The sequence below is a fragment of the Arthrobacter sp. TJ-170 genome (genome assembly GCF_058269305.1).
This window is the reverse complement of record NZ_JBZCNL010000001.1, coordinates 405,601-432,445: the sequence shown is the minus strand read 5'-3', so window position 1 is coordinate 432,445 and position 26,845 is coordinate 405,601. Positions and strand designations below refer to the sequence as shown.

General features: G+C 64.3%; 24 protein-coding genes. 13 read left to right on the top strand and 11 right to left on the bottom strand.

Going from position 1 to position 26,845, the window contains the following annotated elements; genetic code table 11:
• Positions 1 to 52 precede the first annotated feature (52 nt).
• The 5 genes from AC4D1W_RS02100 to glyA form a co-directional block, all read right to left on the bottom strand.
• Positions 53 to 889 carry an ABC transporter permease gene (locus tag AC4D1W_RS02100; RefSeq protein WP_490890581.1) on the bottom strand — a complete coding sequence of 279 codons (837 nt, stop codon included), beginning with the start codon at positions 887 to 889 and terminating at the stop codon, positions 53 to 55.
• Complete coding sequence (locus AC4D1W_RS02095) at positions 886 to 1,785, bottom strand: ABC transporter permease (RefSeq protein ID WP_490897638.1); 900 nt, start codon at positions 1,783 to 1,785, stop codon at positions 886 to 888. The genes AC4D1W_RS02100 and AC4D1W_RS02095 overlap by 4 nt, the downstream gene beginning before the upstream one ends.
• On the bottom strand, positions 1,778 to 2,719 hold the full coding sequence (locus AC4D1W_RS02090; protein ID WP_490890580.1) for an ABC transporter ATP-binding protein: 942 nt from the start codon (positions 2,717 to 2,719) through the stop codon (positions 1,778 to 1,780). The genes AC4D1W_RS02095 and AC4D1W_RS02090 overlap by 8 nt, the downstream gene beginning before the upstream one ends.
• A gap of 146 nt (positions 2,720 to 2,865) precedes the next feature.
• Positions 2,866 to 3,759, bottom strand: a complete 894-nt coding sequence (locus AC4D1W_RS02085) for a bifunctional methylenetetrahydrofolate dehydrogenase/methenyltetrahydrofolate cyclohydrolase (RefSeq protein ID WP_490897637.1) — start codon at positions 3,757 to 3,759, stop codon at positions 2,866 to 2,868.
• A 173-nt stretch (positions 3,760 to 3,932) separates the two neighbouring features.
• Positions 3,933 to 5,228, bottom strand: coding sequence for a serine hydroxymethyltransferase (gene glyA / locus AC4D1W_RS02080; protein WP_490890578.1), 1,296 nt, complete (start codon positions 5,226 to 5,228; stop codon positions 3,933 to 3,935).
• A gap of 328 nt (positions 5,229 to 5,556) precedes the next feature.
• Between glyA and purU the strand changes: the two genes are divergently transcribed.
• From purU to AC4D1W_RS02040, 8 genes are all read left to right on the top strand, one after another.
• Positions 5,557 to 6,438, top strand: a complete 882-nt coding sequence (gene purU / locus AC4D1W_RS02075) for a formyltetrahydrofolate deformylase (protein ID WP_490897636.1) — start codon at positions 5,557 to 5,559, stop codon at positions 6,436 to 6,438.
• 25 nt (positions 6,439 to 6,463) lie between these two features.
• On the top strand, positions 6,464 to 6,637 hold the full coding sequence (locus AC4D1W_RS02070) for a DUF1737 domain-containing protein (RefSeq protein WP_490890576.1): 174 nt from the start codon (positions 6,464 to 6,466) through the stop codon (positions 6,635 to 6,637).
• Positions 6,638 to 6,867: 230 nt separating this feature from the next.
• A complete protein-coding gene (locus AC4D1W_RS02065; protein WP_490897635.1) occupies positions 6,868 to 7,389 on the top strand; it encodes a gamma carbonic anhydrase family protein in 522 nt (173 codons plus the stop codon).
• Positions 7,390 to 7,421: 32 nt separating this feature from the next.
• Entirely contained in the window at positions 7,422 to 8,630 is a 1,209-nt protein-coding gene (locus tag AC4D1W_RS02060; RefSeq protein ID WP_490897634.1) for an ROK family transcriptional regulator, read from the top strand.
• Positions 8,631 to 8,762: 132 nt separating this feature from the next.
• Positions 8,763 to 10,301 (top strand): multiple monosaccharide ABC transporter ATP-binding protein, encoded by a 1,539-nt coding sequence (mmsA, locus tag AC4D1W_RS02055; RefSeq protein WP_490890573.1) that lies wholly within the window; start codon positions 8,763 to 8,765, stop codon positions 10,299 to 10,301.
• Positions 10,302 to 10,322: 21 nt separating this feature from the next.
• Positions 10,323 to 11,615 (top strand): multiple monosaccharide ABC transporter permease, encoded by a 1,293-nt coding sequence (gene mmsB, locus AC4D1W_RS02050; RefSeq protein WP_490890572.1) that lies wholly within the window; start codon positions 10,323 to 10,325, stop codon positions 11,613 to 11,615.
• A gap of 71 nt (positions 11,616 to 11,686) precedes the next feature.
• Positions 11,687 to 12,793, top strand: a complete 1,107-nt coding sequence (locus AC4D1W_RS02045) for a substrate-binding domain-containing protein (RefSeq protein WP_490890571.1) — start codon at positions 11,687 to 11,689, stop codon at positions 12,791 to 12,793.
• A 113-nt stretch (positions 12,794 to 12,906) separates the two neighbouring features.
• On the top strand, positions 12,907 to 13,983 hold the full coding sequence (locus AC4D1W_RS02040; protein WP_490897633.1) for a Gfo/Idh/MocA family protein: 1,077 nt from the start codon (positions 12,907 to 12,909) through the stop codon (positions 13,981 to 13,983).
• Positions 13,984 to 14,018: 35 nt separating this feature from the next.
• Here AC4D1W_RS02040 and AC4D1W_RS02035 read toward each other — a convergent pair whose 3' ends face one another.
• From AC4D1W_RS02035 to purH, 3 genes are all read right to left on the bottom strand, one after another.
• Positions 14,019 to 15,008 carry a bile acid:sodium symporter family protein gene (locus tag AC4D1W_RS02035; protein WP_490897632.1) on the bottom strand — a complete coding sequence of 330 codons (990 nt, stop codon included), beginning with the start codon at positions 15,006 to 15,008 and terminating at the stop codon, positions 14,019 to 14,021.
• Positions 15,009 to 15,200: 192 nt separating this feature from the next.
• A complete protein-coding gene (locus AC4D1W_RS02030; protein ID WP_490897631.1) occupies positions 15,201 to 17,420 on the bottom strand; it encodes an NADP-dependent isocitrate dehydrogenase in 2,220 nt (739 codons plus the stop codon).
• A 70-nt stretch (positions 17,421 to 17,490) separates the two neighbouring features.
• Complete coding sequence (gene purH, locus AC4D1W_RS02025; RefSeq protein ID WP_490890567.1) at positions 17,491 to 19,107, bottom strand: bifunctional phosphoribosylaminoimidazolecarboxamide formyltransferase/IMP cyclohydrolase; 1,617 nt, start codon at positions 19,105 to 19,107, stop codon at positions 17,491 to 17,493.
• A 193-nt stretch (positions 19,108 to 19,300) separates the two neighbouring features.
• Between purH and AC4D1W_RS02020 the strand changes: the two genes are divergently transcribed.
• Positions 19,301 to 20,650 (top strand): MFS transporter, encoded by a 1,350-nt coding sequence (locus AC4D1W_RS02020; RefSeq protein ID WP_490890566.1) that lies wholly within the window; start codon positions 19,301 to 19,303, stop codon positions 20,648 to 20,650.
• Between the two features lie 28 nt (positions 20,651 to 20,678).
• On the opposite strand, the gene purN is transcribed toward AC4D1W_RS02020, so the two are convergent.
• On the bottom strand, positions 20,679 to 21,260 hold the full coding sequence (purN, locus tag AC4D1W_RS02015; protein WP_490897630.1) for a phosphoribosylglycinamide formyltransferase: 582 nt from the start codon (positions 21,258 to 21,260) through the stop codon (positions 20,679 to 20,681).
• 116 nt (positions 21,261 to 21,376) lie between these two features.
• Here purN and AC4D1W_RS02010 point away from each other — a divergent pair, with 116 nt between their 5' ends.
• On the top strand, positions 21,377 to 21,835 hold the full coding sequence (locus AC4D1W_RS02010; RefSeq protein WP_490897629.1) for a hypothetical protein: 459 nt from the start codon (positions 21,377 to 21,379) through the stop codon (positions 21,833 to 21,835).
• Positions 21,836 to 21,893: 58 nt separating this feature from the next.
• Here AC4D1W_RS02010 and AC4D1W_RS02005 read toward each other — a convergent pair whose 3' ends face one another.
• Together AC4D1W_RS02005 and AC4D1W_RS02000 are read right to left on the bottom strand one after the other, a co-directional pair.
• Positions 21,894 to 23,150 (bottom strand): cell division protein PerM, encoded by a 1,257-nt coding sequence (locus tag AC4D1W_RS02005; RefSeq protein WP_490897628.1) that lies wholly within the window; start codon positions 23,148 to 23,150, stop codon positions 21,894 to 21,896.
• Between the two features lie 87 nt (positions 23,151 to 23,237).
• Positions 23,238 to 23,990: a TSUP family transporter gene (locus AC4D1W_RS02000; protein ID WP_490890562.1), complete on the bottom strand. Its 753-nt coding sequence runs from the start codon at positions 23,988 to 23,990 to the stop codon at positions 23,238 to 23,240.
• Between the two features lie 40 nt (positions 23,991 to 24,030).
• Here AC4D1W_RS02000 and AC4D1W_RS01995 point away from each other — a divergent pair, with 40 nt between their 5' ends.
• The 3 genes from AC4D1W_RS01995 (at position 24,031) to AC4D1W_RS01985 (ending at position 26,842) form a co-directional block, all read left to right on the top strand.
• The gene (locus AC4D1W_RS01995) at positions 24,031 to 24,660 is read left to right on the top strand and encodes a DUF1684 domain-containing protein (RefSeq protein ID WP_490897627.1); all 630 of its coding nucleotides are present in this window, start codon (positions 24,031 to 24,033) and stop codon (positions 24,658 to 24,660) included.
• Between the two features lie 68 nt (positions 24,661 to 24,728).
• Positions 24,729 to 25,919, top strand: a complete 1,191-nt coding sequence (locus tag AC4D1W_RS01990; RefSeq protein ID WP_490897626.1) for a glycosyltransferase family 4 protein — start codon at positions 24,729 to 24,731, stop codon at positions 25,917 to 25,919.
• Positions 25,920 to 26,005: 86 nt separating this feature from the next.
• A complete protein-coding gene (locus tag AC4D1W_RS01985) occupies positions 26,006 to 26,842 on the top strand; it encodes an MSMEG_6728 family protein (RefSeq protein WP_490897625.1) in 837 nt (278 codons plus the stop codon).
• Positions 26,843 to 26,845: the final 3 nt, after the last annotated feature.

Genomic DNA, 26,845 nt, shown 5'->3' with positions numbered 1-26,845 from the left:
AGTATCTTCCCGGAAGTGCAGCGCAGGAAAGGAGACCAGGTCAACGGCTGTCCTACTTCAGGAACAGTTTCCGCAGACGCGTAGTGGTCAGGACCATCCCCACGAGGATCATCACGAGGTAATAGGCGACGTGAATCATCGTCGCCGGGGTGAAGATTCCGACGCTGAGCTGTCGGAGCAATTCGACTCCGTGCCAGAGCGGAAGCGCCTGGATGAACCACTGGATGGCCTGCGGGTACACGCTGAGCGGGTAGAAAGTCGCCGAAAACAAGAACATGGGCAGCATGACGAAATTGATCCAGTCCATCTGCTGGAAGGTCTTCATATAGCTGGTGATACCCATGCCGAACGAGGCAAACCCAAACGCGATCAACACCGACGCGGGCACCATCAGCAGCGCCCACGGCGTAGTGATCAGACCCATCAGTCCCATCACGGCCGTGAAGCCGGTGGCATAGAGCGCTCCGCGAAGCAGCGCAAGGAAAATCTCCCCGATTGCGACATCCAACGGCCCAAGCGAGGTGTAGAGCATGCCCTGGTACAGCTTCGCGAAGTTCATCTTGAAGAAAACGTTCCAGGTGGAGTCGTAGACCGCGCCATTCATGGCGGAGACCGCGAGGAGAGCCGGCGCAATGTAGGCGGCGTAACTGATTTCCTGCCCGCCGGGCCCGACGACGGTTCCCACCAGGGCGCCAAGTCCCACTCCCATTGAGATGAGGTACAGCACCGGCTCGAAGAATCCGGACACCATGACCAGCCAGTTGCTGCTCTTGGTCGCCCGGAGGCCACGGGCGATCACGGCTCTGGCGTTGCGGGCGTACAGCGCACTGAACGGGCGGTCTTTGACCTGCACCCGGTAGTCCTGGTCGGTCAGCACGTTGTTGCTCACTGACCCAGCCTCCGTTCATACACGCGGCGGGCCAGAATCCAGCCGAGAAGCGCGAGCCCTACGAGGTACAGCACGTGAACCGCCGAGAGCCAGAAGGGCTCGGCGTAGCCGTAGGTTAGCACCCGCCCGAGCTCCGTGCCGTGCCACAACGGGGAGATCCAGCCGATCCAGCGCAACCCCATCGGGAGAGTTTCCAGCGGGAAGAAAGTACCGGAGAACAGAAACAGCGGTGTCACGATGAAGCGCATGACCATCGCGAACTGGCCCTTGTCCTCGGTGATGCTCGCCGAGTAGGCCATAAGCGGAAGGCCGAAGGACAGTCCGCAGACCACGGCGACGACGATTGCCACCGAGCCCCATGCCGACGGGGACGCGCCAAAGGCTGCAACGATCGCGAAGTAGATCGCCGACATCAGGAAGAGCCGCAGGGAGATGGCGATGATGTATCCGTTGACGATCTGGTGCACGCCCAGCGGTGAGGCGTGCGGACCGTAGTACACGCGCCGCCACTTGAACCCGTCCATCACCGGGTACGTGAACTCGGTTGCCGCCGCCATGATCGTCGCAGAAGACAGGAGCGCCGGAGCGATGAAGACGAGGTAGCTGACACCGCCGAACGCACTCTCAGCGCTGTTCCTGTCCACGAGCGTGGCCAGGCCGACTCCCATCGCAAAGAGGTACATGACCGGGTTTCCCACGCTGTAGGCGAGGAGCGTCCACCGGTAGCCGTTCATCACCCTCAGAGCGTGCTCGGCGTAATACCAGGAGCCATACTTCCGGGCCCGCTGCGCCGAGACCAACGGTGAGTGGGCGGCAAGGGTGCCCGACGTCGTCCGTTGCGTTGTCTTGTGGCCGGTCGCCGGTTGGCCCGGCGTGCCGGTGTGCTGGCTAGTCAACGAGGCTCCTGCCGGTCAGGCGCAGGAAAACGTCCTCGAGCGAGGACCGGCGCACCAGGGATGTGATGGGATGCAGCCCGCGGGCAGTGACCTGCTCGAGGGCAGACTCGCCGTCGTGGGTGTAGATCAGGACACGGTCTGGCAGGGGCTCAAGACGTTCACCGATACCGGCGAGGTCTGCTGCCACGGTTGTGTTGCGCTCGGACCCGAAGCGCAACTCAAGCACCTCGCGGGTTGAGTGCTCGCGGATGAGCTTGGCGGGAGAACCCTCAGCCATGATCTGTCCCTTGTCAACGACGACGAGGCGGTCGCAGAGCTGTTCGGCCTCATCCATGTAGTGGGTCGTGAGGATCAGGGTAACCCCGGACTCCTTCAGGCGGAACAGACGGTCCCAGAGAATGTGCCGTGCCTGTGGATCGAGACCGGTGGTGGGCTCGTCCAGGAGGAGGATCTTCGGTTCGTTGATGAGCGACCGGGCGATCGTAAGGCGCCTCTTCATGCCGCCGGACAGCGAGTCCACCTTCGCCTTTGCCTTATCCGTGAGCTGTGCGAATTCAAGCAACTCGTCCGCTTTGGGCTTGAGGTAGCTCATCGGCAGCCCGAAGTAGCGGCCGTATACCAGGAGGTTGTCCCGGACCCGGAGTTCCTCGTCCAGATTGTCCTGCTGGGGCACGACGCCCAGGTGCGCCCGCACCTCAGGGCCGTGCTGTTCCGGGTCCAGCCCCATGATTGTCAGCTTTCCGGAGGTGCGCTGGGAGACGCCGCCGATCATCTTCATGGTTGTTGACTTGCCGGCTCCGTTAGGGCCGAGCAGGCCGAAGGATTCACCCGCGGGTACGTCGAAGGAGATGCCGTCTACGGCGGCGAAATCACCGTAGTGCTTGGTCAGCCGGTCGGCAGAAATAACGTAGCTCGGATTAGTTTGGTTGGGCACCAGATTAGCCTAGAGGATTTCTCCAATTGGCAAAAGCCAATCACTGTCATGTGAGGACAGCAGATGTCCGCGTCCATCCCCGTACCCATAATGCAGCCGACCGCCACCCTGATGGGCAGCGGCCGACAGACAAGCCGCCGCAAGGACTAGGAGCCGGCGATGCCCGCCTGCCGCTCTGCCGCCTCAACCACGTTGGCCAGCAGCATGGCGCGCGTCATGGGTCCCACTCCCCCCGGATTGGGCGAAAGCCAACCCGCGACATCGGACGCGCCCTTCGCCACATCACCGCGCAAAGTGGCCTTGCCCGTATCGGGGTCGACCACCCGGGTCACACCGACATCGAGGACGATGGCACCCGGCTTGAGATCTTCAGCCGTGATCATGCCCGGCATGCCGGCAGCTGCGACGACGACGTCCGCCTCGCTGAGATGCCTCGGCAGGTCCACCGTGCCGGTGTGCGCGAGCGTGACCGTTGCGTTGATTGAGCGCCGGGTGAGCAGGAGTCCGAGCGGCCGGCCCACGGTCACGCCACGGCCGACGACGAGGACGTTCTTGCCTTTGAGCTGAATGTCGTGACGCAGCAGCAGTTCAACGATGCCGTGCGGGGTGCAGGGCAGCGGCGAATCCATCGTGGCGTTGACGTTCAGGACGAGCTTGCCGAGGTTGGTCGGGTGCAGCCCGTCGGCGTCCTTTTCCGGCGCCATCCTTTCGAGGATGGCGTTCGCGTCAAGATGCGCCGGGAGCGGCAGCTGGACGATGTAGCCGGTGGTGGCGGCGTCGTCGTTCAGCTCGTCAATGACCTTCTCAAGATCCTCCTGGGTAATGTCGCCCGGGAGGTCGTGGCGGATTGAGTTGATACCGACCTGCTGGCAGTCGCGGTGCTTTCCGCCTACGTAGGAATGACTCCCCGGGTCGTCGCCGACCAGCACCGTACCCAGCCCGGGCGTGACCCCCCGGGCCTTCAACGCGCTCACGCGCTCTGTCAGTTCGCTGCGGATTGCGGCCGCTGTTGCCTTGCCGTCAAGAATCTGTGCGCTCATCTACGCGGCTCCTTTGTCGAGCTGTCCTGCATCCAGCTGTTCTGCGTCCAGCTTTTCCAGCAAATACGCCTTCCCGCGTTCACAGCACCCTGTGAAGCAGCATTCGTCCGTGGGTATCTCATATTCATCGGAGCGGGCTGCTTCCGATTCCAACGCTCCCGGCGGGAGGTCTTCTACCATTCCTCATGTCCGGGGTAGAGAGGGAAGTCGGCGGCGAGGCGGGATACGCGCGCACGCAGCGCTTCGATGTCGGATCCGGGCTTCAGCACCGCTGCGATGATCTCGGCGACCTCGGTGAACTCGGTGGCTCCGAATCCGCGGGTAGCCAGCGCAGGCGTACCGATGCGGAGGCCGGAGGTGACCATCGGCGGGCGCGGGTCGTTCGGAACAGCGTTGCGGTTGACCGTGATGCCGACCGAATGCAGGAGGTCTTCCGCCTGCTGGCCGTCCAGCTCAGAGTTGCGGAGGTCGACAAGCACCAGGTGTACGTCGGTGCCTCCGGTCAGAACCGATACGCCGTGTTCGGTGACGTCGTTGCCCATGAGACGCTCCGCGATGATGCGTGCACCTTCGAGGACGCGCTCCTGGCGCTCCTTGAACTCTTCCGTTCCGGCGATCTTGAATGCCGTTGCCTTCGCCGCGATGACATGCATCAGCGGTCCGCCCTGCTGACCCGGGAAGACGTTCGAGTTCAGCTTCTTGGCCCACTCCTCCTTCGCGAGGATCACACCCGACCGCGGCCCGGAGAGGGTCTTGTGCACGGTGGAGGTGACAACGTCGGAGTGAGGAACCGGGCTTGGGTGCAGGCCGGCTGCAACGAGGCCCGCGAAGTGCGCCATGTCGGTCCAGAGCAGCGCGCCGACCTCGTCGGCGACTGCGCGGAACGCCGCGAAGTCAAGGTGGCGCGGGTAGGCGGACCAACCGGCGATGATGACCTGGGGCTTTTCAGCAAGAGCCTGCTCGCGGACGCGGTCCATGTCGAGGCGGTGGGTATCGCTCTCCACGCCGTAGGCGGCGACCTCGTACAGCTTGCCGGAGAAGTTCAGTTTCATGCCGTGCGTAAGGTGACCGCCGTGGGCCAGCGAGAGGCCCATGATCTTCTCGCCGGGCTTGATCATCGCAGCGAGGGCGGCGGCATTTGCCTGGGCACCCGAGTGAGGCTGCACGTTGGCGTATTCCGCGCCGAAGAGGGCCTTGACCCGCTCGATGGCAAGGCTTTCCGCAACATCAACGTGCTCGCAGCCGCCATAGTAGCGGCGGCCGGGGTAGCCTTCCGCATACTTGTTGGTCAGGACCGAGCCCTGCGCCTCGAGGACTGAGCGCGGCGCGAAGTTCTCCGACGCGATCATCTCGAGGGTGTCGCGCTGCCGGGCCAGCTCATTGTCGAGGACCGCAGCGATTTCCGGGTCCACCTCGGACAGCGGTGCGTTGGTGACGGACTGGGTCACAGAGGGAGAGGATGAAGTCACGGGAGGCTCCTGGTGATGAGAGAGGGCGTTCTACAGGTCAGGCTACCTGTTGACCCGGGCGCACCCGAAGTTCCGGGTACGGGCAACAGAGAGGGGACATGACCCACGGCCCAGGCGTGCGATCCGTGGTCGGCGCTGCGCGCCGTCGTCGTACTTCCTTCTTTCAGTGAAGCCGCCCGACAGCGCATGCCGCTTCCTGGTGGTTGCCCACCTAACGCCAGTCGCGACTCAAGCCATTCTAGACGGTGACCGGCCGGTGCTTTCGACTGTGTCGGAGGGTGACGACCACGCGGGCTTTCGCCGCTTGCCAGCCCGGTAACCTTGGAGCGTGATTGAAGCTGTACAGGCCGGTGTTCCCGGCAACGAGCCGTCGTCGTTCATTCTGACCCTTTCGTGTGATGACCAGCCCGGCATTGTCCACGCCGTATCGGGCGCACTGGTGGCGGCTGACTGCAACATCACCGAATCTCAGCAGTACGGCAGCCCCGATTCCGGGACGTTCTTCATGCGCGTGGCCACCACTACCCGGTCCGATCGGAGCGCAGTTGAGGCACACCTTGCGCCGGTTGCCGAAGCGTTCGGTATGACCTGGGGACTGCACATCGAAGGGACTCCCGCGCGCACGCTGATCATGGCGTCCAAGTCCGCCCACTGCCTCAACGACCTGTTGTTCCAACAACGGGCGGGGATGCTGCCGATCGAAGTTCCCGTCATTGTCTCGAACCACACCGATCTGGCTGACCTGGCTGAGTTCTACGGCATTCCCTTCCAGCACGTTCCGGTGACGGGTGATGGAAAAGCCGCTGCAGAAGAACGCCTCCTTGAGCTGGTTGACGAGCACCAGATTGAGCTCGTGGTTTTGGCCCGCTACATGCAGGTGCTCAGTGACCGCCTCTGCTCGCAACTCATGGGACGTGCGATCAACATCCACCACTCGTTCCTGCCGTCATTCAAAGGTGCACGTCCTTACCACCAGGCGCATACCCGTGGCGTGAAGCTGATCGGCGCGACCGCCCACTATGTGACGCCCGCGCTGGATGAGGGCCCGATCATCGAGCAGGAAGTCATCCGGGTGGATCATGCCCGGACCGCCCCTCAGCTGGTTGCGATGGGCGCCGACGTCGAGAGCCGCACGCTGGCGCAAGCCGTGAAGTGGCACGCTGAACACCGCGTCCTGCTCGACGGAACGCGGACGGTCGTCTTCAACTGACATTGTCCATTTACAGGAGAGACCCATGAGTGATGAAGCACCCCTGCGCTACCGCGTACTGACCGGCCCCGACGACCGCGCCTTCTGCGCCCGGGTCAGCGAGGCGCTGGAGAGCGGATACAAGCTCCACGGCTCCCCTACCGTGACGTACAACGGCGAACGGGTGATCGTGGCGCAGGCGGTAGTGCTGGAGGACTGACAGGCTCCCCCTATACGCCGCGGAAGATTGAGCAATCCGAACCGTAAAGCGCGACTTCGCGCCACTCCGCCCGGTGAGCATTCGGTACCTGCCCTGGTCCGTCAACGCGTGCCAGGCTCCTGCGTTGACGTAGCAGCCCTGACGGGTACAACTAGCGCGCCAGTACGGGCGGCGCGAAATTCGCTCTCGGTGGGCAAGATTGAGCAATTTTCGGGGACTAGGCTGGACAGATGGGCCACATTATCGAGTTCGGCGGCCATATCCCCTCGATCCCGGAGTCGGTGTTCGTCGCACCAACGGCGTCCGTCATCGGCCACGCAACGTTCGGGGAGAACTCAAGCGCCTTCTACGGCGTGAGCGTGCGCGCCGATACCGAGGCTATCTCCATCGGCGAGGGGACGAACCTGCAGGACAACGTCGTCGTGCATGCCGATCCCGGCTACCCCGCCACGGTAGGAAACCGCGTCAGTGTCGGGCACAGCGCCGTCGTTCACGGATGCACGATCGAGGACGACTGCCTCGTCGGCATGAGCGCCACCATCATGAATGGGGCAACCATCGGGTCGGGTTCGCTCGTGGCGGCCGGCGCCGTCGTGCTCGAAGGAACGCAGGTGCCGCCGGGTTCACTGGTGGCCGGCGTGCCCGCGAAGGTGCGCCGCGAGCTGAGCGAGGACGAACTGCAGGGCGTCCGGGATAACGCTTCGCGCTATCAGGAATTGGCCGCACATCACCGCACTGCGTTTACTTCTTGACTACAACTGCCTTCATGTAGGAATCTGTAGGCATGCCCGTTGACTCTGCCGCTCCGTCGCGGCCCGCCCCGACCCGGGGCTCCCCCAAACCGGGCTCGCAGTCCGCGCTTCGGAAGCTGAATGAACAGCGCCTTGTTCAGGCTCTGGCCACCGGCGGCCCGCAGACCCAGGCCGAACTGGCCCGCCAGACCGGGCTTTCGACGGCGACCGTGTCCAACATCGTCCGCGGAATGGCCGATTCGGGCGTCGTGACCACCAGCCCCACCACCAGCTCGGGCCGAAGGGCCCTCTCCGTTGCGCTCAACGACAACGGCTCGGTTGCGGTGGGCATCGACATCGGCCGAAGGCACCTGAGGGTTGTCCTGACCGGACCTGACTACCGCGTTCTGCGTGAGGAAGCCATCCCCCTTACACCGGGGCACACCGCCAAAGAAGGACTCGACGCCGCTGCGAATCTCCTCGATCAGCTCCTCACCGATTCCGGTACTTCACGAAGTGCGGTCCTAGGTGCGGGCATCGGCATTCCCGGACCGATCGACCGCCGGACCGGCACCGTCGTACAGGGAGCCATCCTCCCCGAATGGGTAGGGATCAACATCCTCGAGACCTTCGGCGAGCGGCTGGGAATCCCCGTATTCATTGACAACGACGCCAATCTCGGGGCTCTGGCGCAGGTCACCTGGGGTCCGCACAGTTCGGTCGACAACCTGATCTTCCTCAAAGTCGGATCGGGCATCGGTGCCGGGCTGATCCTCAACGGCGCCCTGTTCTACGGCAACGTCGGAATCACCGGAGAACTGGGACACACCACCATTGACGAGCACGGTCTTATCTGCCGGTGCGGCAACCGCGGCTGCCTTGAAACCGTCGCCTCGGCATCGACCATGATCAGCCTGCTGGAACGCACCAGCGACCGTCCGCTCACCGCGCCAGACATTGTGCGGTTGGCCCTGCGCGGCGACACAGCCACGCTTCGCGTAGTTGACGACGCCGGCCTGGCCATCGGACGGGCCGTCGCCCATGTCGCGAACCTGATCAACCCGGAACTGATCGTCATCGGCGGCTCCCTCACCGGGCTCGGGGACATTCTCCTCGACCCGATCCGCCGCGGACTGCTGCGGCACGCAGTTCCCGTGGTCGGAGAGTCAACCACCGTCTGTATGGGATCCCTCGGGGACCGTGCGGAGGCACTCGGAGGCGCCGCCGTCGTCCTTTCCCAACCCAACCTGATCTCAAGATGACTCCTGATTTCCCGGTTAATTTGCGTCAAATTTGCGTTCAAGACTTGACTGCAACACACTGCAGAGAGTTAACTTTTTCTCCGGGGCCACTAATGGCCTGCAGACAGCGCAGTCAGTTGCGGGAAGGCCTCCATGGATAACCACATCATCCTCGAGATGCAGTCGATCACTAAGGAATTCCCCGGCGTGAAAGCGTTGGACAACGTCTCCCTCTCCGTTATGGCGGGCGAGATCCATGCGATTTGCGGCGAGAACGGCGCGGGCAAGTCCACCCTCATGAAGGTCTTGTCCGGCGTGTACCCTCACGGGACCTACGAGGGCCGGATCGTTTTCCAGGGCAAGGAAGTCCAGTTCAAGGACATCCGCTCCAGCGAAGCTGCGGGGATCGTTATCATCCATCAGGAACTCGCTCTCGTTCCCGAACTGTCCATCGCCGAGAACATCTTTCTTGGCAACGAGCCGACACGCTTCGGAGTCATCAACTGGGACAAGGTCAACCGAGACACCCTTGAGCTAATGGCGCGCGTGGGTCTGCGCGAGGAACCGACCACCAAGATCAAGGACATCGGCGTTGGCAAGCAGCAGCTGGTCGAGATCGCCAAGGCGCTGAGCAAGTCAGTTAAGATGCTCATCCTCGACGAGCCCACGGCGGCGCTCAATGAATCCGACTCCCAGCATCTCCTGGACCTGATGGCAGGGCTCCGTTCCAAGGGGATCTCGTGCATCATGATTTCCCACAAGCTCAATGAAATCGAGCAAATCGCCGACTCCATCACCATCATCCGCGACGGCAGATCCATCGAAACCCTCCATGTGAAGAACGACGGCGTGGACGAGGACCGCATCATCCGCGGCATGGTTGGGCGTTCGCTGGAGTCACGATTCCCCGAGCACACGCCGAAGATCGGCGAGGTCTTCTTCGAGGTCCGTAACTGGACCGTCGGCCATCCCGCCGTCGCGGATCGTCTGGTCTGCAAGAACTCGAATTTCACGGTCCGCCGCGGGGAAATCGTGGGAATAGCCGGCCTCATGGGCGCCGGACGCACGGAGCTCGCCCGATCGGTGTTCGGGCGGTCCTACGGGAACTTCAAGTCGGGACAGATCTTCAAGGACGGCAAGGAGATCCAGCTCCGCAACGTCGCGAAGGCCATCGACCACGGCCTGGCGTACGTCACGGAGGACCGGAAGTCGCTTGGACTGAACCTGCTCGATGACATCAAAGCCACTACCGTGGCCGCCAACCTGCAGAAAATCACCAAAGGTCTTGTCGTCGACCGGGACCAGGAATTCGCAGTTGCCGAGGAATACCGGAAGTCGCTCCGGACCAAAACTCCGAGCGTGAACGAGGGCGTCGCCAAACTGTCCGGTGGCAACCAGCAAAAAGTGGTTCTCGCCAAGTGGATGTTCACAGATCCAGACTTGCTGATTCTGGACGAGCCGACCCGCGGCATTGACGTCGGCGCCAAGTACGAGATTTACGGCATTATCCAGAAGCTCGCGGAACAGGGTAAGGGCGTGATTGTCATCTCCTCCGAACTTCCCGAGCTGCTGGGCCTCTCGGACCGCATCTACACCATCTTCGAAGGCTCCATCACCGGTGAGCTGACCCGCGAGGAAGCCAACCAGGAATCCCTGATGAAACTCATGACCGCCAGCAGAAAATCTGCCTGACCGAATCCCCTAGGACGCACCATGAATTCTCTCAAGCGAATGTTCGGCGGTAACACCCGGCAGTTCGGTATGATTTTCGCCCTGATCGCCCTGATTCTCTTCTTCCAGTGGCAGACCGGTGGCAACACCCTCACGCCGACCAACGTCATCAACCTGTTCAACGGCAACGCGTACATCCTGATCCTGGCAATCGGCATGGTGCTCGTCATCATCGCCGGCCATATCGACCTCTCGGTGGGCTCCGTGGCAGCCTTCGCCGGCGTCGCCGTCGCCATCGTCATCCGCGACTGGGGTATTCCCTGGTACCTCGGAATCGTGATCGGGCTTCTCCTCGGCGCACTGATCGGGGCATGGCAAGGCTTCTGGGTCGCCTACGTGGGTATACCCGCCTTCATTGTGACCCTCGCGGGCATGCTCCTGTTCCGCGGGGCAAACCAGTATGTGGGCGAATCGAACACCATCCCCGTGCCTGAAGCCTTCCAGTTCATCGGTGCTGGTTACCTCCCCGAGGTGGGACCCGTCACTGGTTACAACAACCTCACGGTGCTCCTCGGGCTACTCGCCGTAGCATTCTTCGTGTACCAGGAGTTCAGCAACCGGCGGCGCGCCGCGCAGATCGGCTCCGAGGTGCCGCCGCTGTGGACGTCCGTAATCAAGCTCGTCATTCTTGCCGCCGCCATCCTGTACGTCACGTCCCTGTTCGCCACCGGCCGCCCGGGAACCTCATTCCCCATCCCCGGACTCATCCTCGCCGTGCTGGTAATCATCTTCGCCTTCATCTCCAACAAGACCGTCGTCGGTCGCCACGTGTATGCGGTCGGCGGCAATCGCCACGCGGCGGAACTCTCGGGGGTGCAGAGCAAACGCGTGAACTTCCTGGTAATGATGAACATGTCTATCCTGGCCGCACTCGCCGGAATGATCTTCGTCGGCAGGTCCACCGCCTCGGGCCCCTTCGACGGCGTCGGCTGGGAGCTCGATGCCATTGCGGCAGTGTTCATCGGCGGTGCAGCAGTGACCGGTGGCGTGGGAACGGTGATCGGCTCCGTGATCGGCGGGCTCGTCATGGCTGTTCTCAACAACGGCCTGCAGCTGATGGGCATCGGCGCCGACATGACACAGATCATCAAGGGCCTCGTGCTGCTGATCGCAGTCGCGTTTGATGTGTACAACAAGAGCCAGGGCAAGCCCTCCATCACCGGTCTGCTCACCCGCAACTTCGGCGGCGGCCGGAACAAACCCGACGCGCCTGCCGCCGCGCCGGAGGAAAACCCCGCTGCCCGGGAGACAGTCGGCACCAAGCAGGTCCTCTAAACAGACGCCGCTGGTTCTGATCAGAACTTTCACTGACCAACAAAGCAAGATGCTAAAGAAAGAGAAATCGAATGCGCAACTTCGGAAAATCCCTTGCAGCACTCACTGCAATTTCAGCATTGGCGCTGACCTCTTGTGGCCGTGAGGATCCCGGCACGGCAACCGGGACCGGCGGCGGCACCGAGAGCACCTGCGAAGGCTTCGAGGAAGGTGCGGCCATCGGCGTAGCGCTCCCCCAGAAAACCTCGGAGAACTGGGTCCTGGCCGAGCAGCTGTTCAACGACGGGCTCAAGGAGTCCGGCTACGCGCCGTCCGTCCAGTTCGCCAACGGGGGCGTGTCGGAGCAGCAGGCCCAGATCAGCTCGATGATCACCAACGGCGTTGAGGTCCTCGTGGTCGGAGCGATCGACGGCGCTCAGCTGGGCAACCAGCTGCAGCAGGCCAAGGACGCCGGCATCACGGTCCTCGCCTATGATCGCCTGCTCACCAACACCGAGAACGTGGACTACTACGTGGCCTATGACAACTTCGAGGTGGGTGAGCTGCAGGGCCAGGCCCTGCTCGACGGGTTGGCGGAGCGCAAGGGTGAGGCTCCATACAACATCGAGCTGTTCGCCGGCTCCCCCGATGACGCGAACGCCCAGGTCTTCTTCGACGGCGCAATGAGCGTCCTCCAGCCCAAGATCGACGACGGCACGCTCAATGTCGTCTCAGGTCAGACCTCCTTCGATCAGGCGGTGACCCAGGGCTGGAAGGCCGAGAACGCTCAGCGCCGCATGGATACGCTCCTCAGCGGTAACTACGCCTCCGAGGAACTGCACGGTGTGCTGTCACCGAATGACACCCTGGCCCGTGCCATCCTCACGTCGGTCTCAGCTGCCGGCAAGGAAACCCCGGTCGTCACCGGCCAGGACTCCGAGGTGGAGTCGGTCAAGTCGATCATGGCCGGTGAGCAGTACTCGACCATCAACAAGGACACCAGCAACCTGGTGGAACAGACAATCACGATGGTCGAAGCCATGGGCGCCTGTGAAGAGGTCGAGGTCAACGACACCGAGTCCTACGACAACGGCGTGAAGGTTGTTCCGGCGTACCTGCTGGAACCGCAGATCGTCACCGAGGCGAACGCCGCCGAGGCCTACGCGGACGATCCGACCCTGTCTGAGATCGTTAAGTAACCAGCTCGATAAAGGATCCCCGGCCGCAATACTGCGGCCGGGGATTCTCTTTTGGTGCACAGCTCCCGCCGTAACGGGTGGACTGGCCCTTCTTCATTGGGAAGTATGAGGGAATGACGACAAACCACCGCTTCCCTGTGCCCCCCTGCGTCGCGCCGGACGCACCTTCACCATTCACCGCCACCGGTGCCCCCCTTCGCTGGGGCGTGGTCGCCACCGGCAGGATCGCCCAGAAGGTGACCGAGGACATCGCCCAGCTGGAGGATGCCGTCCTGCAGGCGGTGAGTTCGCGGCTGGAGGAGCGTGCACGCGCGTTCGCCGACACGTACGGCTTCGCCACCGCTCATTACGACGACGGCGGCGCCCGCGGGTTCGAGCTGCTGGCCCAGGACCCCGATGTTGACGTCGTCTACATCGCGACACCGCACGGTCAGCACTACGAGGTGTGCAAGGAAATGCTTTCGGCCGGGAAGCACGTCCTGTGTGAGAAGGCGTTCACCGTCAACGCGCGTGAAGCGGAAGACCTTATCAAGCTGGCGCGGGAAAAGGGTGTCTTCCTCATGGAAGCCGTATGGACCCGCTTCCTGCCGAGCGTGAACCGGGCCTGGGACATCATCCATTCGGGCGAACTCGGCGAAATCCGCTGGGTACAGGCGGACCTCGGATTTCCTGCCGTCTACAGTCGGGAAGCCCGCCTCTGGGACCCGCTCGCCGGCGGCGGTGCACTTCTGGATCTCACCGTCTACCCGTCCACGTGGGCGCTGGGCGCCCTCGGCTTCCCCACCTCTGTCGTTGCTGAAGGCACATTGAACGGTGACGGCGTCGATGCCCAGAACGCGCTGACCCTCACCTACACAAGCGGCGCTCACGCCCAGCTGTCGTCGTCGTTATTGGCCGCCGGACCGAGCCACGCTACGGTCGCCGGCACCAAGGGCTGGCTGCGCACGTCGGCTCCGCTGCACAATCCGCGGGAACTGTACGTGCATCCTCATGGCGGCGAAGCGCGCGTTGAGGAGTTCGACCAGGCTGGCAACGGGTACTCCTACGAGCTGCGCGAAACAACCCGCTGCATCCAGGAAGGCCTGACGGAGAGTCCGACCATGCCGCTGCAGCACACGCTCGACACCATGAGGATGTTCGACGGCGTCCGGGCGCAGCTTGGCGTGCGGTACGCCAACGACGACCGGTAAGCGGACGCCCTGAGGGCGGCCGCCTGGCCGCCGGGCTAACTGGCGACGTTCGCTTCCGGTGCCGACTGCGCTACATCGGCCAGGCCGCGGCGTCGCCAGTAGGCTGCCAGGAGCGCACCGGAGACGTTGTGCCAGACCGAGAAGATGGCCGCGGGAAGAGCTGATTCGGGCGTCATGTGCGTCCGTGCCAGACCGGCGGCGAGGCCGGAGTTCTGCATCCCGACCTCTACTGAAGTGGTACGACGGGACCGAATCGGGAGCTTGAAGAGCCGGGCTGCTGTGTACCCGAGGGCGAAACCGAGGCCATTGTGAAGGACCACTGCCAGCAGCACGAGCAAGCCGGCCGAGAAGATGGCCTCAGCGCTCAGGCCTACTACAGCTATGACTACGAGCGTAATCGCAGCGACCGATACCCAGGGCAGAACGGGCAGCGCAGCCGCCACCAGGCGAGGAAGGAACAGTCTGGCGGCCAGTCCGAGCGCCACCGGAATCAAAACGATCTGGACGATGGAGAATGCCATCGAGCCGGCGTCGACCGGGAGGTACTGGCCGGCAAGCCACAGGGCCAGCAGCGGCGTCAGCACCGGAGCAAGCAGCGTCGACACAGTGGTCATCGCGACAGACAGCGCTACGTCCCCCTTCGCAAGGTAGGACACCACGTTCGACGCGGTACCGCCGGGGCAGCAGCCGACCAGAATGACGCCGGCTGCAAGAGCTGCCGGAAGTCCGAGGATGGAAGCGATGAGCAGTCCCAGCAGCGGCATCACCAGGTACTGCGCAACAACTCCGATCACCACGGGGACCGGTCTCTTCGCAATCACCGCGAAGTCCGGCGGGGTCAGTGTGAGACCCATCCCGAACATAATCACTCCCAGAAGGGGGTTGATCGCTGGAGCCAATCCCGTAAAGGCTGTCGGCATCATCAGTGCTATGGCGCCACCGCCCAGAATAAGCAGCGGAAATATCGTGACTGCGATGCGGGCGTTACGTTCCTCCGAGGATGCAGCGGGGTGTTGCGATTTCATGCCTCCAGGAGTAGCACGAGCGCTTCTTCCCCGCTGCATCCAGCCCGGAACTGTTACAAAAGGTACCTATTCGGTGCCCCCCATGGGCGACCCTTAAACAGCTCATTGGCGAATCAGCGATGCGTTTCACCGACAAAAAGGCCCCGGACCCGCGCCGTGCGGGCGGGTTCGGGGCCTCTCAGCAGGAGACGCTTAGCCCAGAGTCGACAGAACCTCGGTGAACTTCTTCGACGGGCGCATCACGGCGACGACCTTCTCGATGTCAGGGTGGTAGTAGCCGCCGATGTCCACAGGAGATCCCTGGACTGCGAGCAGCTCCGACACGATGGTGTCTTCGTTGGAGGTCAGCTGCTCCGCAATATCGGAGAATGCGGACGCCAGTTCGGCGTCCCCGCTCTGCTCGGCAAGCTCCTTCGCCCAGAACTGCGCAAGGTAGAAGTGGCTTCCGCGGTTGTCGATCTCGCCGACCTTCCGGCTCGGCGACTTGTTCTCCAAAAGGAAGGTTGCCGTGGCGCGGTCCAGGGTGTCCGCGAGGATCTGCGCGCGAGCGTTTCCTGCGGTGGTGGCCAGGTGCTCGAAGCTGACGGCGAGTGCAAGGAATTCACCCAGGCTGTCCCAGCGCAGGTGGTTCTCGCGGACAAGCTGTTGCACGTGCTTGGGAGCGGAACCGCCCGCGCCGGTCTCGAAGAGCCCGCCGCCGTTGATCAACGGAACGATCGAGAGCATCTTGGCACTGGTCCCGAGCTCGAGGATCGGGAAAAGGTCGGTGAGGTAGTCGCGCAGAACGTTGCCGGTGACGGAGATGGTGTCCTCGCCCCGACGGATTCGCTCCAGGGTGAACGCCGTTGCCTTCACCGGAGAGAGGATCTCGAGCTGGAGGCCATCGGTGTCATGCTCCTTGAGGTACTCCTGCACCTTGGCGATGAGATTGGCGTCATGCGAACGCTCCTCATCCAGCCAGAACACGGCCGGCGTTGCGGATGCCCGCGCGCGGGTCACCGCAAGCTTGACCCAGTCGCGGATAGCGATGTCCTTGGTCTGGCATGCGCGCCAGATATCTCCCGGCTCTACGTCGTGCTCGATCAGGACGTTTCCGGAGCCGTCGACAACCTGGACCTTGCCCGGCGCGTCGATTTCGAAGGTCTTGTTGTGGCTGCCGTACTCCTCTGCCGCCTGGGCCATCAGGCCGACGTTGGGCACGGTTCCCATGGTGGTGGGATCCAATGCACCGTTTGCACGGCAGTCATCAATCACTACCTGGTAGATGCCTGCGTAGGAGCTGTCCGGCAGTACCGCAAGGGTATCCGCCTCTTCTCCGTCCGGGCCCCACATGTGGCCGGAGGTGCGGATCATCGCGGGCATGGAGGCGTCCACGATGACGTCGCTGGGCACGTGCAGATTGGTGATTCCCTTGTCGGAATCAACCATGGCCAGCTTCGGGCCGTCCTCGATGCCCTTGCGGATGGCCGCTTCGACCTCTTCACGGGTGCCGGACGGCAGCTTTTCGAGGCCGCTCAGAATGGAGGCAAGACCGTTATTCGGGCTGAGGCCCGCGGCCTGCAACTGCTCGCCGTAGGCCGAGAAGACCTCGGGGAGGAACGCGCGAACGATGTGGCCGAAGATAATGGGGTCAGAGACCTTCATCATGGTGGCCTTCAGGTGTGCGGAGAACAGGACGTCCTCGTTCTTTGCCCGCTCAACCTGCGCCGAGAGGAATTCATCCAGCGCCTCCGCCCGCATGACTGTTCCGTCGATGACCTCACCGGCCAGAACGGGGAAAGCCTTCTTCAGCACGTTCGCGGTGCCGTCCTGGCCCACATGCTGGATGGTCAGCGACTCATCCGAGTCCATGACGACCGACAACTCGTTAGACCGGAAGTCGCCGTCGCTCATGGTCGCGACGTTGGTCTGCGAATCCGGTGACCAGGCGCCCATGGAGTGCGGGTTCTTGCGGGCGTAGTTTTTCACCGACTGGGGCGCACGACGGTCGGAGTTGCCTTCGCGAAGCACCGGGTTGACCGCTGAGCCCTTGATCTTGTCATACCGCGCACGGACGTCGGCTTCCTCGTCGCTTGAGGGGTTGTCCGGGTAATCGGGAAGGGCGTAGCCCTGCTCCTGAAGCTCCGCCACAGCCGCCTTCAGCTGCGGAACGGAGGCGCTGATGTTGGGGAGCTTGATGATGTTGGCTTCGGGCTTGGTGGCCAACTCCCCCAGCTCGGCCAGCGCGTCACCGATGCGCTGCTCCTCGGTCAGATAATCGCTGAACGTCGCGATGATGCGTCCGGCCAGCGAAATGTCGCGGGTTTCCACCTCCACACCCGCCGTCGATGCGAAAGCCTCGATGATCGGCAGGAACGAATACGTGGCCAGCATTGGCGCTTCGTCGGTGTGGGTATAGATGATTTTAGCCATTGTTAGGCGTCTCCCTGGGGCTCTTCTTGTGCTGAATCTGTTGGTGCTTCAACGTCTCTAACGTACCGGTTTAGTGGAAGAAGTGGCGCGCACCGGTGAAGTACATGGTGACACCCGCGGCATTCGCGGCGTCGATTACTTCCTGGTCGCGTACGGACCCTCCCGGCTGGACAACCGCACGTACACCGGCGTCGATCAGGATCTGCACGCCGTCAGCGAACGGGAAGAACGCGTCCGACGCCGCCACGGAACCGCGGGCGCGCTCGTCACCCTCACCCGCGAGCGTGTTGGCCCGCTCCACCGCGAGCTTGCAGGAATCCAGGCGGTTCACCTGTCCCATTCCGACGCCGACGGCGGCACCATCGCGGGCGAGCAGGATCGCGTTGGACTTCGCAGCCCGGCACGCGGTCCAGGCGAAGGCCAGATCCGCCAGCGTTTCAGGATCCGCTGCCTCCCCTGCGGCGAGCGTCCAGTTCTCCGGATGGTCGCCGTCGGCGTTCACGGTGTCGGTGACCTGGATAAGGACACCGCCGGAGACCTGGCGGATCTCGGTCGGGTAGCGGTCATAGCCCTCGGGAAGGGCCAGCAGGCGGATGTTCTTCTTCTGGGAGAGGATCTCCACGGCTTCGGGCTCGAATCCGGGAGCGATGACAACCTCGGTGAAGATGTCCTTCACCGTCTGCGCCATCCCTGCCGTCACGGTGCGGTTGGCTGCGATGACCCCGCCGAACGCGGATACCGGATCGCACGCGTGCGCTTTGGCGTGGGCATCAGCGATGGGGTCAGCCGCGGCCGATGAACCGATAGCCACACCGCACGGGTTGGCATGCTTGATGATGGCGACGGCCGGCTCACTGAAATCGAACGCGGCACGCAGGGCGGCATCGGCGTCGACGAAGTTGTTGTAACTCATTGCCTTGCCGTGCAATTGGTCAGCCTGCGCGATTCCAACGGGTGCGGCCTGGTCAACGTACAGCGCTGCCTGCTGGTGCGGGTTCTCGCCGTAGCGCAAAACCTCGGAGCGCTCCAGCGCCAGGCCGGCGTAGGCAGGCCAGTCGATGATGCCGTCGTCGTCCTCGTCCTGGAACTGGGTTGCCGTCCAGGTGGCCACCGCGTTGTCATAGGCAGCGGTGTGCGCGAAGGCGCGGGCAGCCAGCCGCTGGCGGGTCTTCAGATCGAAGCCCCCCTCCCCGGCGGCACGGACAACGTTTTCGTAGAACGACGGATCCACCACGATGCTTACCGCGGCGTGGTTCTTCGCGGCCGAGCGAACCATGGCCGGACCGCCGATATCAATCTGTTCGACGACGTCGTCCGCTGAGGCACCGGACCGCACCGTCTCCACGAACGGGTAGAGATTCACCACGACCAGGTCGAAGGCTTCGATATCCATCTCGGTCAGCGTGTCCATATGGGCGGCGACGCGGCGGTCAGCGAGGATTCCTCCGTGCACCCGCGGGTGCAGGGTCTTGACCCTGCCGTCGAGCATTTCGGGAGAACCGGTGACTTCCTCGACCTGCTGCACGGGTATGCCTGCTGCAGCGATGGTCTTTGCTGTGGACCCGGTGGATACAATCCGCACGCCGGCGCCATGCAGCCCCTGAGCGAGTTCCTCCAACCCGGTCTTGTCATAGACGGAGATCAGCGCGCGGCGGATCGGAACACGGTCAAGGTTGGTCAGTGTCACGCAGGTCTCCAGGGGAATAAGTGCTGTGGGATCGTCCCCAGTCTAAAACACCGCGGCCTTGAGACCTCCGGACGCACAGCTCGGTTACGGTCCGTTCTGCATCGGGACCGGCCGGACATGGCGGCGGCGGTAAGGTGTTCGAGTTATTCGCAACGGGCGAGCTCGCGCCAGGCGGCGCTGTCAGGACGGAATTGTGAGCACTTCTACCGATCTTCCCACCGGCGACCAGGTGGTTCAGGACCTGCCGTGGCGGTGGCGTGTGCAGGGCAAGATCTTCCTGATCGGCGGTCTCGGGTTCATGTTCGACGCCTGGGACGTCACGCTGAACGGCTACCTCATCCCGCTGTTGTCCGAGGAGTGGGGACTGACGCGGGGCCAGGCTGCGTGGGTCGGCACCTCCAACCTGATCGGCATGGCCGTGGGTGCTTTCGCGTGGGGCTCGATTGCAGACATCATCGGCCGGAAGAAAGCCTTCACGGCAACGCTCCTGATCTTCTCCATCTTCACCGTGCTCGGCGCTCTGTCCGGGGACCTCGTGTGGTTCTGCATCTTCCGTTTCATCGCGGGCTTCGGCCTGGGCGGGTGCATCCCGGTGGACTACGCCCTGGTGGGCGAGTTCGCGCCGCGGAAGCACCGCGGCCGTGTGCTTACCGCCATGGACGGATGGTGGCCCATCGGAGCAGGACTGTGCGGTGTGGTCTCAGCGCTCCTGATCGGGGCGTTCGGTGACTGGCGCTACCTGATGCTGGTCATGGTGCTGCCCGCCCTGCTCGTATTCTGGGTGCGCCGTTCGGTTCCTGAGTCGCCGCTCTACCTCGTGCAGCGGGGACGCACCAAAGAGGCGAAGCTGGTGATTGACCGGCTGGTTGAGAGCACCGGCGCAACCGTACGCGAGTGGCGGCTGCCTGCCGCCGCTGATGATCCGCAGCTAACGCTCGGTGGACTGACAGGCCAGTTCACGGCACTCTGGCGCTTCAACTGGCGCATCACCCTCGCCGCGTGGGGCCTGTTCCTGTCAATCCTCCTCGTCTACTACGGCGCCCTGACGTGGATGCCGCAGATCCTCATCGCCTCGGGCTACCGCCAATCCGTCGCCTTCCTGACAACGGCAGGCATGACCGGGATCGGGTTCCTCGGGGTCGTTGCTGCCGCACTGCTCGTTGAACGGGTGGGACGGAAGTGGATCCTCGCGGTATCGGGCCCGCTGTCCGCCGTCGTGCTGGTGATCTTCGCCCTGACCGTCGATCTTCCTGCCGTAGCGACCGCGTGGCTGCTGGCATTCGGCTTCACCATCCAGGTGGCGATTCCGGTGCTCTACACGTATGTATCCGAGCTGTATCCCACGGAGCTGCGGGGCTCGGGGTTCGGCTGGGCATCGACAGTGTCGAGGGTGGGTGCAGGGCTGGTGCCGCTGATCTTCGGTTCCCTGCTGTGGCCCTATCTCGGACTGCCGCTGACCTTCGCGGTGACCGGTTTGCTGGTGCTTGTCGCCGTGCTGTGGATGGCCTTCAATGCACCCGAGACCCGCGGCGCCCAGATTTGATTTGAACCCTGATGTGGTCTGTGCCCAGTCATTTCCGCCGGCTCGACGGCGTTAAGGCGAGCTCGCGGAGAGTCTCGATGAGCAGGGCCCGCTCCTGGACCTTTATGCGTTCGTGGAGAGTGTCCTCGGTATCGTCATCGAGAACCGGCACCGCCACCTGCGCGAGGATGGGACCCGTGTCCACGCCGGCGTCGGCGATCATCACGGTGCAACCGGTCACCTTCACACCGTAAGCGAGCGCGTCGCGTACCCCGTGGGCGCCGGGAAAGCTGGGAAGCAGCGCGGGGTGCGTATTGAGGTACCGGTTGGGGAAACGGTCGAGGAAGCTCTGATCCACGATGCGCATGAACCCCGAGGATATGACGTAATCGGGTTCGAAGGCCGCCGTGCACTCGGTAAGTTCCGCGTTCCACTCCTCGCGGCTGCCGTACTGCTTGAAATCCACGACGAAGGTGGGGATGCCGGCGGCGGCAGCCCGTTCCACCCCGTAGGTATCAGGCCGGTCTGCGCCGACGGCAGCAATCTCCACCGGCAGATCCCCGGCCTTTACGGCGTCGATCACCGCCTGCAAATTGGAGCCTGTACCGGAAACGAGGACAACGATGCGCATGCATCCAAGCCTACTGGCCGAGGGGCCGGCGCCGAGCGCAACGAGGTGTGGGAGGCCGGCAGCCGCTACCGGGCGGTGTGGACGCGGTGGCACTGCCACTGTTCTAGGGTTGAAGCATGAAGAAACGCCCGTCCTCCGATCCTGCGGCAAGGCCTGCAAAGCCGTCGCAGCAGTCTCCACCGCCGTCGGAGAAGGAGATTGCATCCACCCGCACCCAGTTGCGTGCCTTCATGCTTCTGCTGCTTGGCGCCCTCCTCGGCGCCAACTTTCCCCTGCCGTGGAAGGTGCTCGGGCTCGTCTTTGCGCTGGCTGCCCTGACTGTCGGCATCATCGCGATGGTGGGAGTAGTCCGGCAGAAGGCCCCGGCCCTGGTTCGGATGTCGACGACGGTAGGCCTGATTGCCTCGCTCATGCTCACCATCGGAACCGGTGCCGCCATTGCGCTCTGGCCCCTCACGGAGCGCTACGAGGAATGCATGGCAACAGCGCTGACGTCCAAGGCGCAGCAGCAGTGCGAAGACGACCTGCGTAACCTCAGCGGTCTGCTGGAGCCGCGCTCCAGCCAGGAAAGCTAAGAGCCGACGTCGTAGCTTCCCATCAGCGCCAGCCGTCGCCGTCCGAACCGGTGGGCGGCTACCGCCGCTCCCGCTCGAGCAGCGGACCTGCTGCGTAACCGATGACGACGCCGGCCCCCACTTCCGCAGCGATCCACAGTCCCACCCACAGCGGGTCGGGACCGATATCGACGAAGCGGCCGACGCCCACCGAGGCGCGGGAAAGGAGTGCGAGCACGGCGGTGCCTGCTCCGGCCAGCACTCCCACGAACAACCCGAGTGCCAGGGTTGAAGCCGCCGCCGTGAACCAGCGCGTATCAACCTTCAGTTGCAGCCACTCATCGAAATGGTTCTCACCCTCACGGAAGAACCACCAGCCGGCCAGTATGCCCGCCACGACCGGCAGGGCGAGCGCGGCCATCCCGTAGTCGAGCGCTCCGGAAGGAACGGCTCCGAGGATGGGCAGCGCCGGCAGCGGTCCCGCCGTGGTTGCAAGCGGGCTGATGGAACTTCCGGTTCCCAGGGCGAACCCCGCGCCGGAAGACCACGCAAGCGTCCAGACCGCGAGGTTGGGAATGAACCCCAGTTGACCGATGGTGACGACGGCGCCGCCCACTATGCCCGCATCCAGTCTTTGGTAGATGGTGGCGATGGCGGCCCAGTGAATCGCCAGCGTTACCGCGAGCAGGAGCGCCGACAGGCCCAGCGCGGAAATTACGGCAAGGCACGCCGCACGCACCGCGGACCACACATAGGATCCCGCCCACCGGGAGTGCTGGCTTGTGGTGGCGATCCACTCCGCCAGATCCACGCCGATCAGACGTCCCCAGGATCCCGCCTCCCGGTACGCGCCGATGATCAGGCCCGTCCCGGCCGCGATGAGCGGCACACAGGCGCCGGCCACGAGCGGTGCCGAGGTGGCGCCGTCGTCCGCCAGGTAGGCGGCGCCGAGGCCGACGAGGGCATACACCGCGAGGGCGCCGAGGAGTGCCTGCCACAGCTGGTCCGTGTAGGAAGCGCGTGCCAGCCGCCGGCCCGCGCGCCAGGCAAGGAGGAACGGAATGAGCGTCAGTCCGAGGGGAACCGCCCACAGAAGGCCGGTACCGCCGTCGGGAAGTGCGAGCTGAAGCGGCGCACCGTGCAGCACCAGCCACGCCTGGGCAGCGAGCTGCAGCGTTCCCAGCGCGTCACGTCCGGCGAACCCGCCCGTCAGCCACACTGCGCCGAGGGGGACCAGGACAATCAGCGCGGAAATCGTCGCTGCCTGTCCCAGTTCGAAGGCGCCCTGCAGCCACAGGGGCATAGGCAGCGCTCGGAGCTTTGTGGGGAGTTTCATCCCCTCCATGGTGCCATCGGCGGCGGCATCAGCCTCTGAACGACTCGGCGAGGTAGCTCACGCTCGCACCCGGCGGCTCCGTGAGGCTCAGGCGAGCAGCTCAGTGAGGCCCTTGATCAGTGCCGTCGCCGCACCGAGAAAGGCAATGACGATGACGGCGAAGCGGGCGTGGCGATCATGGATGTACCGGGCGAGCCGCTCCGCCGTGAAGATTCCGATGACGATCGACACCGGGATGAGAAGCCACATCCAGGTCTCCAGCGGGGGCACCTGGCCGGGGTCAATGAGCAGCTTCACGAGCACCGTGACGGAATTGACCACGGCGAAGAACGGCTGCAGCGTGGCGGCGAACGAGCGCTGCGGCCACCGGGACATCAACGCATACGCGCTGATGGCCGGCCCGCCGACGCCGGCCATGGAGTTGGTCAGGCCCGCTGTTAGCCCAGCGATGACTTTGGAGCGGTTCCCGGTGGCCACCACCGAGGAGCGCTGGAGCAGGAGCGAGGCAGTGAGTCCGGTGAGCACGACGGCGCCGACCGTCGCCGCGAGCGGTGCGCTCGGCAGCCCGGCGGCTGCGAATGAGCCGCCCACTGATCCGAACACTGCTGAAGCGGCGAGCCAACGGAACATCGCCCAGTCAATGTCCTTCCACACGCGGGGCATGATGAGGGTGGCGGACACCACACTGCAGATGTTGACCAGGAGGACGCCTTCATGCGGGCCGAGGATCAACACCAGAAACGGCGAAACCAGCAGCGCAAATCCCAGCCCGGCGATGCGCTGGGCGACGGCACCCACCACAATGAGGCCGAGCACCAGGATGAACAGCGCGATTGTCACCCTAGATACAGTACGTCGGGCAACAGTTACGCTGGTGTCCATGTCGCATGCAGCAACGGCCCTGGACACCGCTGACTGGCGCCGGCAGGTGTTCACGCTTTACCAGGAAGTCCGCGATGCGGCGGCTTCTGGTTCTCCCGCGCTGGCCCACGCCCACTGGCGAACCGGCCGCGACAGGCTCTTCGCCGGCCACCCGGCGTCACCCCTTTCTCCCTCGGTGCAGCAAAACTTCGCCGGCCTGAACGTCGCCCCTTACAACTCGGACTTCCGCTTCGAGGCTGACATTGACGACGACGGCGCCGGCCAGCTTATGGAGGTGACCTCCGGTACCGACGGAGTGGTGCCGTTCGAGCGGCTCGGCACTGTGTCGCTCGACGGCGTCGGCCGCCTCGCGCTGTGGCGGCTGAAGTCCTACGGCGGCGGGCTGTTCCTCCCCCTCCGTGATGGTTCGTCCGGTGCAGAGGGTGGAAGCTACGGCGGCGGCCGGTACGTGCTCGACACGATCAAGGGTGCGCATCTCGGCGAGCGCGGCGGACGTCTGATCGTGGACCTGAACTTCGCCTACAACCCGTCGTGCGCCTATGACGAGGCGTGGGCGTGCCCGCTCCCCGGCACCGACAACCGGCTCGAGGTTTCCCTGCCGGTCGGCGAGCTGTACACCGCCTACTGAACCAGAGTTCACTCAGGCGCAACCTGCCGCTCGCCGGGTGCACAGACCGCGGTGCCAATATCGGTGTTGTGAGAGTTGCTGTGGTTGCCGAATCGTTCCTTCCGCACATGAACGGGGTGACCCACTCCCTGTTGAAGGTGCTGGCCCACCTCCGAAGCCGCGGTGATGACGTGCTGGTGATTGCGCCGTCGTCGTCGTGGCTGGACAAACCCGGCTCCTCGGCACATGAGGCACCTGCCTCCGTGGAGGGCTTCCCCGTCGTCACTCTGCCGTCGGTTCCGCTGACCGGTTACGCGAATGTTCGGCTCGCGGCCGGGACTGTGGCCAGGGTGCGGCGGATCCTCACCGACTTCTCGCCCGACATCGTCCACGTGGCTTCCCCATTCGTGCTCGGTTGGCGTGCGGTGCAGGCGGCTGCGCAGCTCGGCTTGCCAACCGTGTCCGTGTACCAGACTGAGATTCCTGCCTACGCCGCCCGGTACGGTGTGCCGTGGCTGGAGAACATGCTGTGGCAGCGCGTCGAGAACATCCATCAGGCATCGACGCTGACGCTCGCGCCGTCGTCGTTCGCGCTGAATCAGCTCGACTCCCGGGGTATCCCCCGGCTGCGGCTCTGGCGCCGCGGTGTTGACACCGCCCGGTTCACGCCCGCCAAGCGCAACGGCGACTGGCGCCGCAGCGTCCTGGCGGGACGGCCGCCCCGCTCGAAGATCATCGGGTACGTCGGCCGCCTTGCAGCCGAGAAACAGGTCGAGGACCTCGCCGGCCTCGACGCCATCCCGGGCACGAAGCTGGTGATCGTCGGCTCGGGGCCGGCGAAGGAGTCGCTGCAGCAGAAGCTTCCCGGCGCGCACTACGCAGGGTTCCAATCCGGGGAGGCGTTGGCGCGGATGATGGCGTCCTTCGATATCTTCGTCCACCCGGGCGAATCGGAGACGTTCTGCCAGACCATCCAGGAGTCGATGGCCTCGGGAGTTCCGGTTGTCGCCGTGGGGCGCGGCGGTCCACTGGACCTGGTGGATTCGTCCCGAACCGGCTGGCTGTACCCGCCGGGTGAATTGGACCAGCTTCACGCCGGGGTGATGGACCTGCTCGGTGATGACACGAAGCGCCGTGCGTTCGGGCGCGCGGCGTCCTCCGCGGTCCAGGGGCGCACCTGGCCGGTACTGTGCGAGCAACTCATGTCCTATTACACGGAGGCAATCGAGGTGCACCGCCGGACGCCGGTGAGCCGGCGGGGCACGTACGCCGTCCACTAACCGAACCGGCACCCGGACCGGCGGAGCAGGCAACTGAGGCCTCCCGAGCCGGGGAGCAGGCTCGGCGGATGTGGCACACTGGCCGCATGCAGACCTTCCTGCCCTATCCCGACTTCGCAGCCAGCGCCGCCGTCCTCGATCAGGCCAGGCTCGGCAAGCAGCGGGTTGAGACACTGCAGATCCTGCGTGCGCTGGTTCTGCCCGACTACGGCTGGCGCAGCCATCCGGTTACCCGGATGTGGATGGGATACGTACCCGCGCTCACCGTCTATGGGCTGGCGATGGTCCGGGAGTGGGTCTCGCGCGGGCACGCGGACAGCACGGCGGCGCTGATCAGCGAGTTCGCGCCCGATTCCGCTGCCGCGTTCGAGGCGGGCACCGGACCCGAACCTGCCCTCCCGCCGTGGATCGGAAACCCGGAGGTCCATCTCAGCCACCAGTCGAACCTGATTCAGAAGGCGCCCGAGTTCTACCGGGAACGCTTCCCGGGCGTCCCGGAGGACCTGCCCTACTCCTGGCCTGAGCCGGAGCTTGAACTCATTCCGGTCGAGCCGATCGGTGAACGGCTCTGGATCTGGCACGGTCCCCTCGACACTTCCGACGGCGATGCGCTGCTGCTTCCCGGACACCCGCCGGCCGGCCGCGCCGTGCCGAAATGGTCCCGCCAGTACGCCGCGTTCACTGAACTTGCCCGCGAAGGTGATGCAGCCGCCGTCGTGGTGGAGGGCGGTGCCCGCCTGCAGCGGGGCACGCTCGGTCCGCTGGCCATCGAGAACGCCGCGGACGACGACGACGTTCCCGGCACGGCGCGTCGCCCCATCTCCCTCTCGGGCTGGCTGCGGCGCAGCGACTTCGAGTATCCGGCCCTGCTGCAGGATCCCCGGCGGTTTTATGCGGTCGAAGCGCTGGCAACAAGGGGTTAGCTG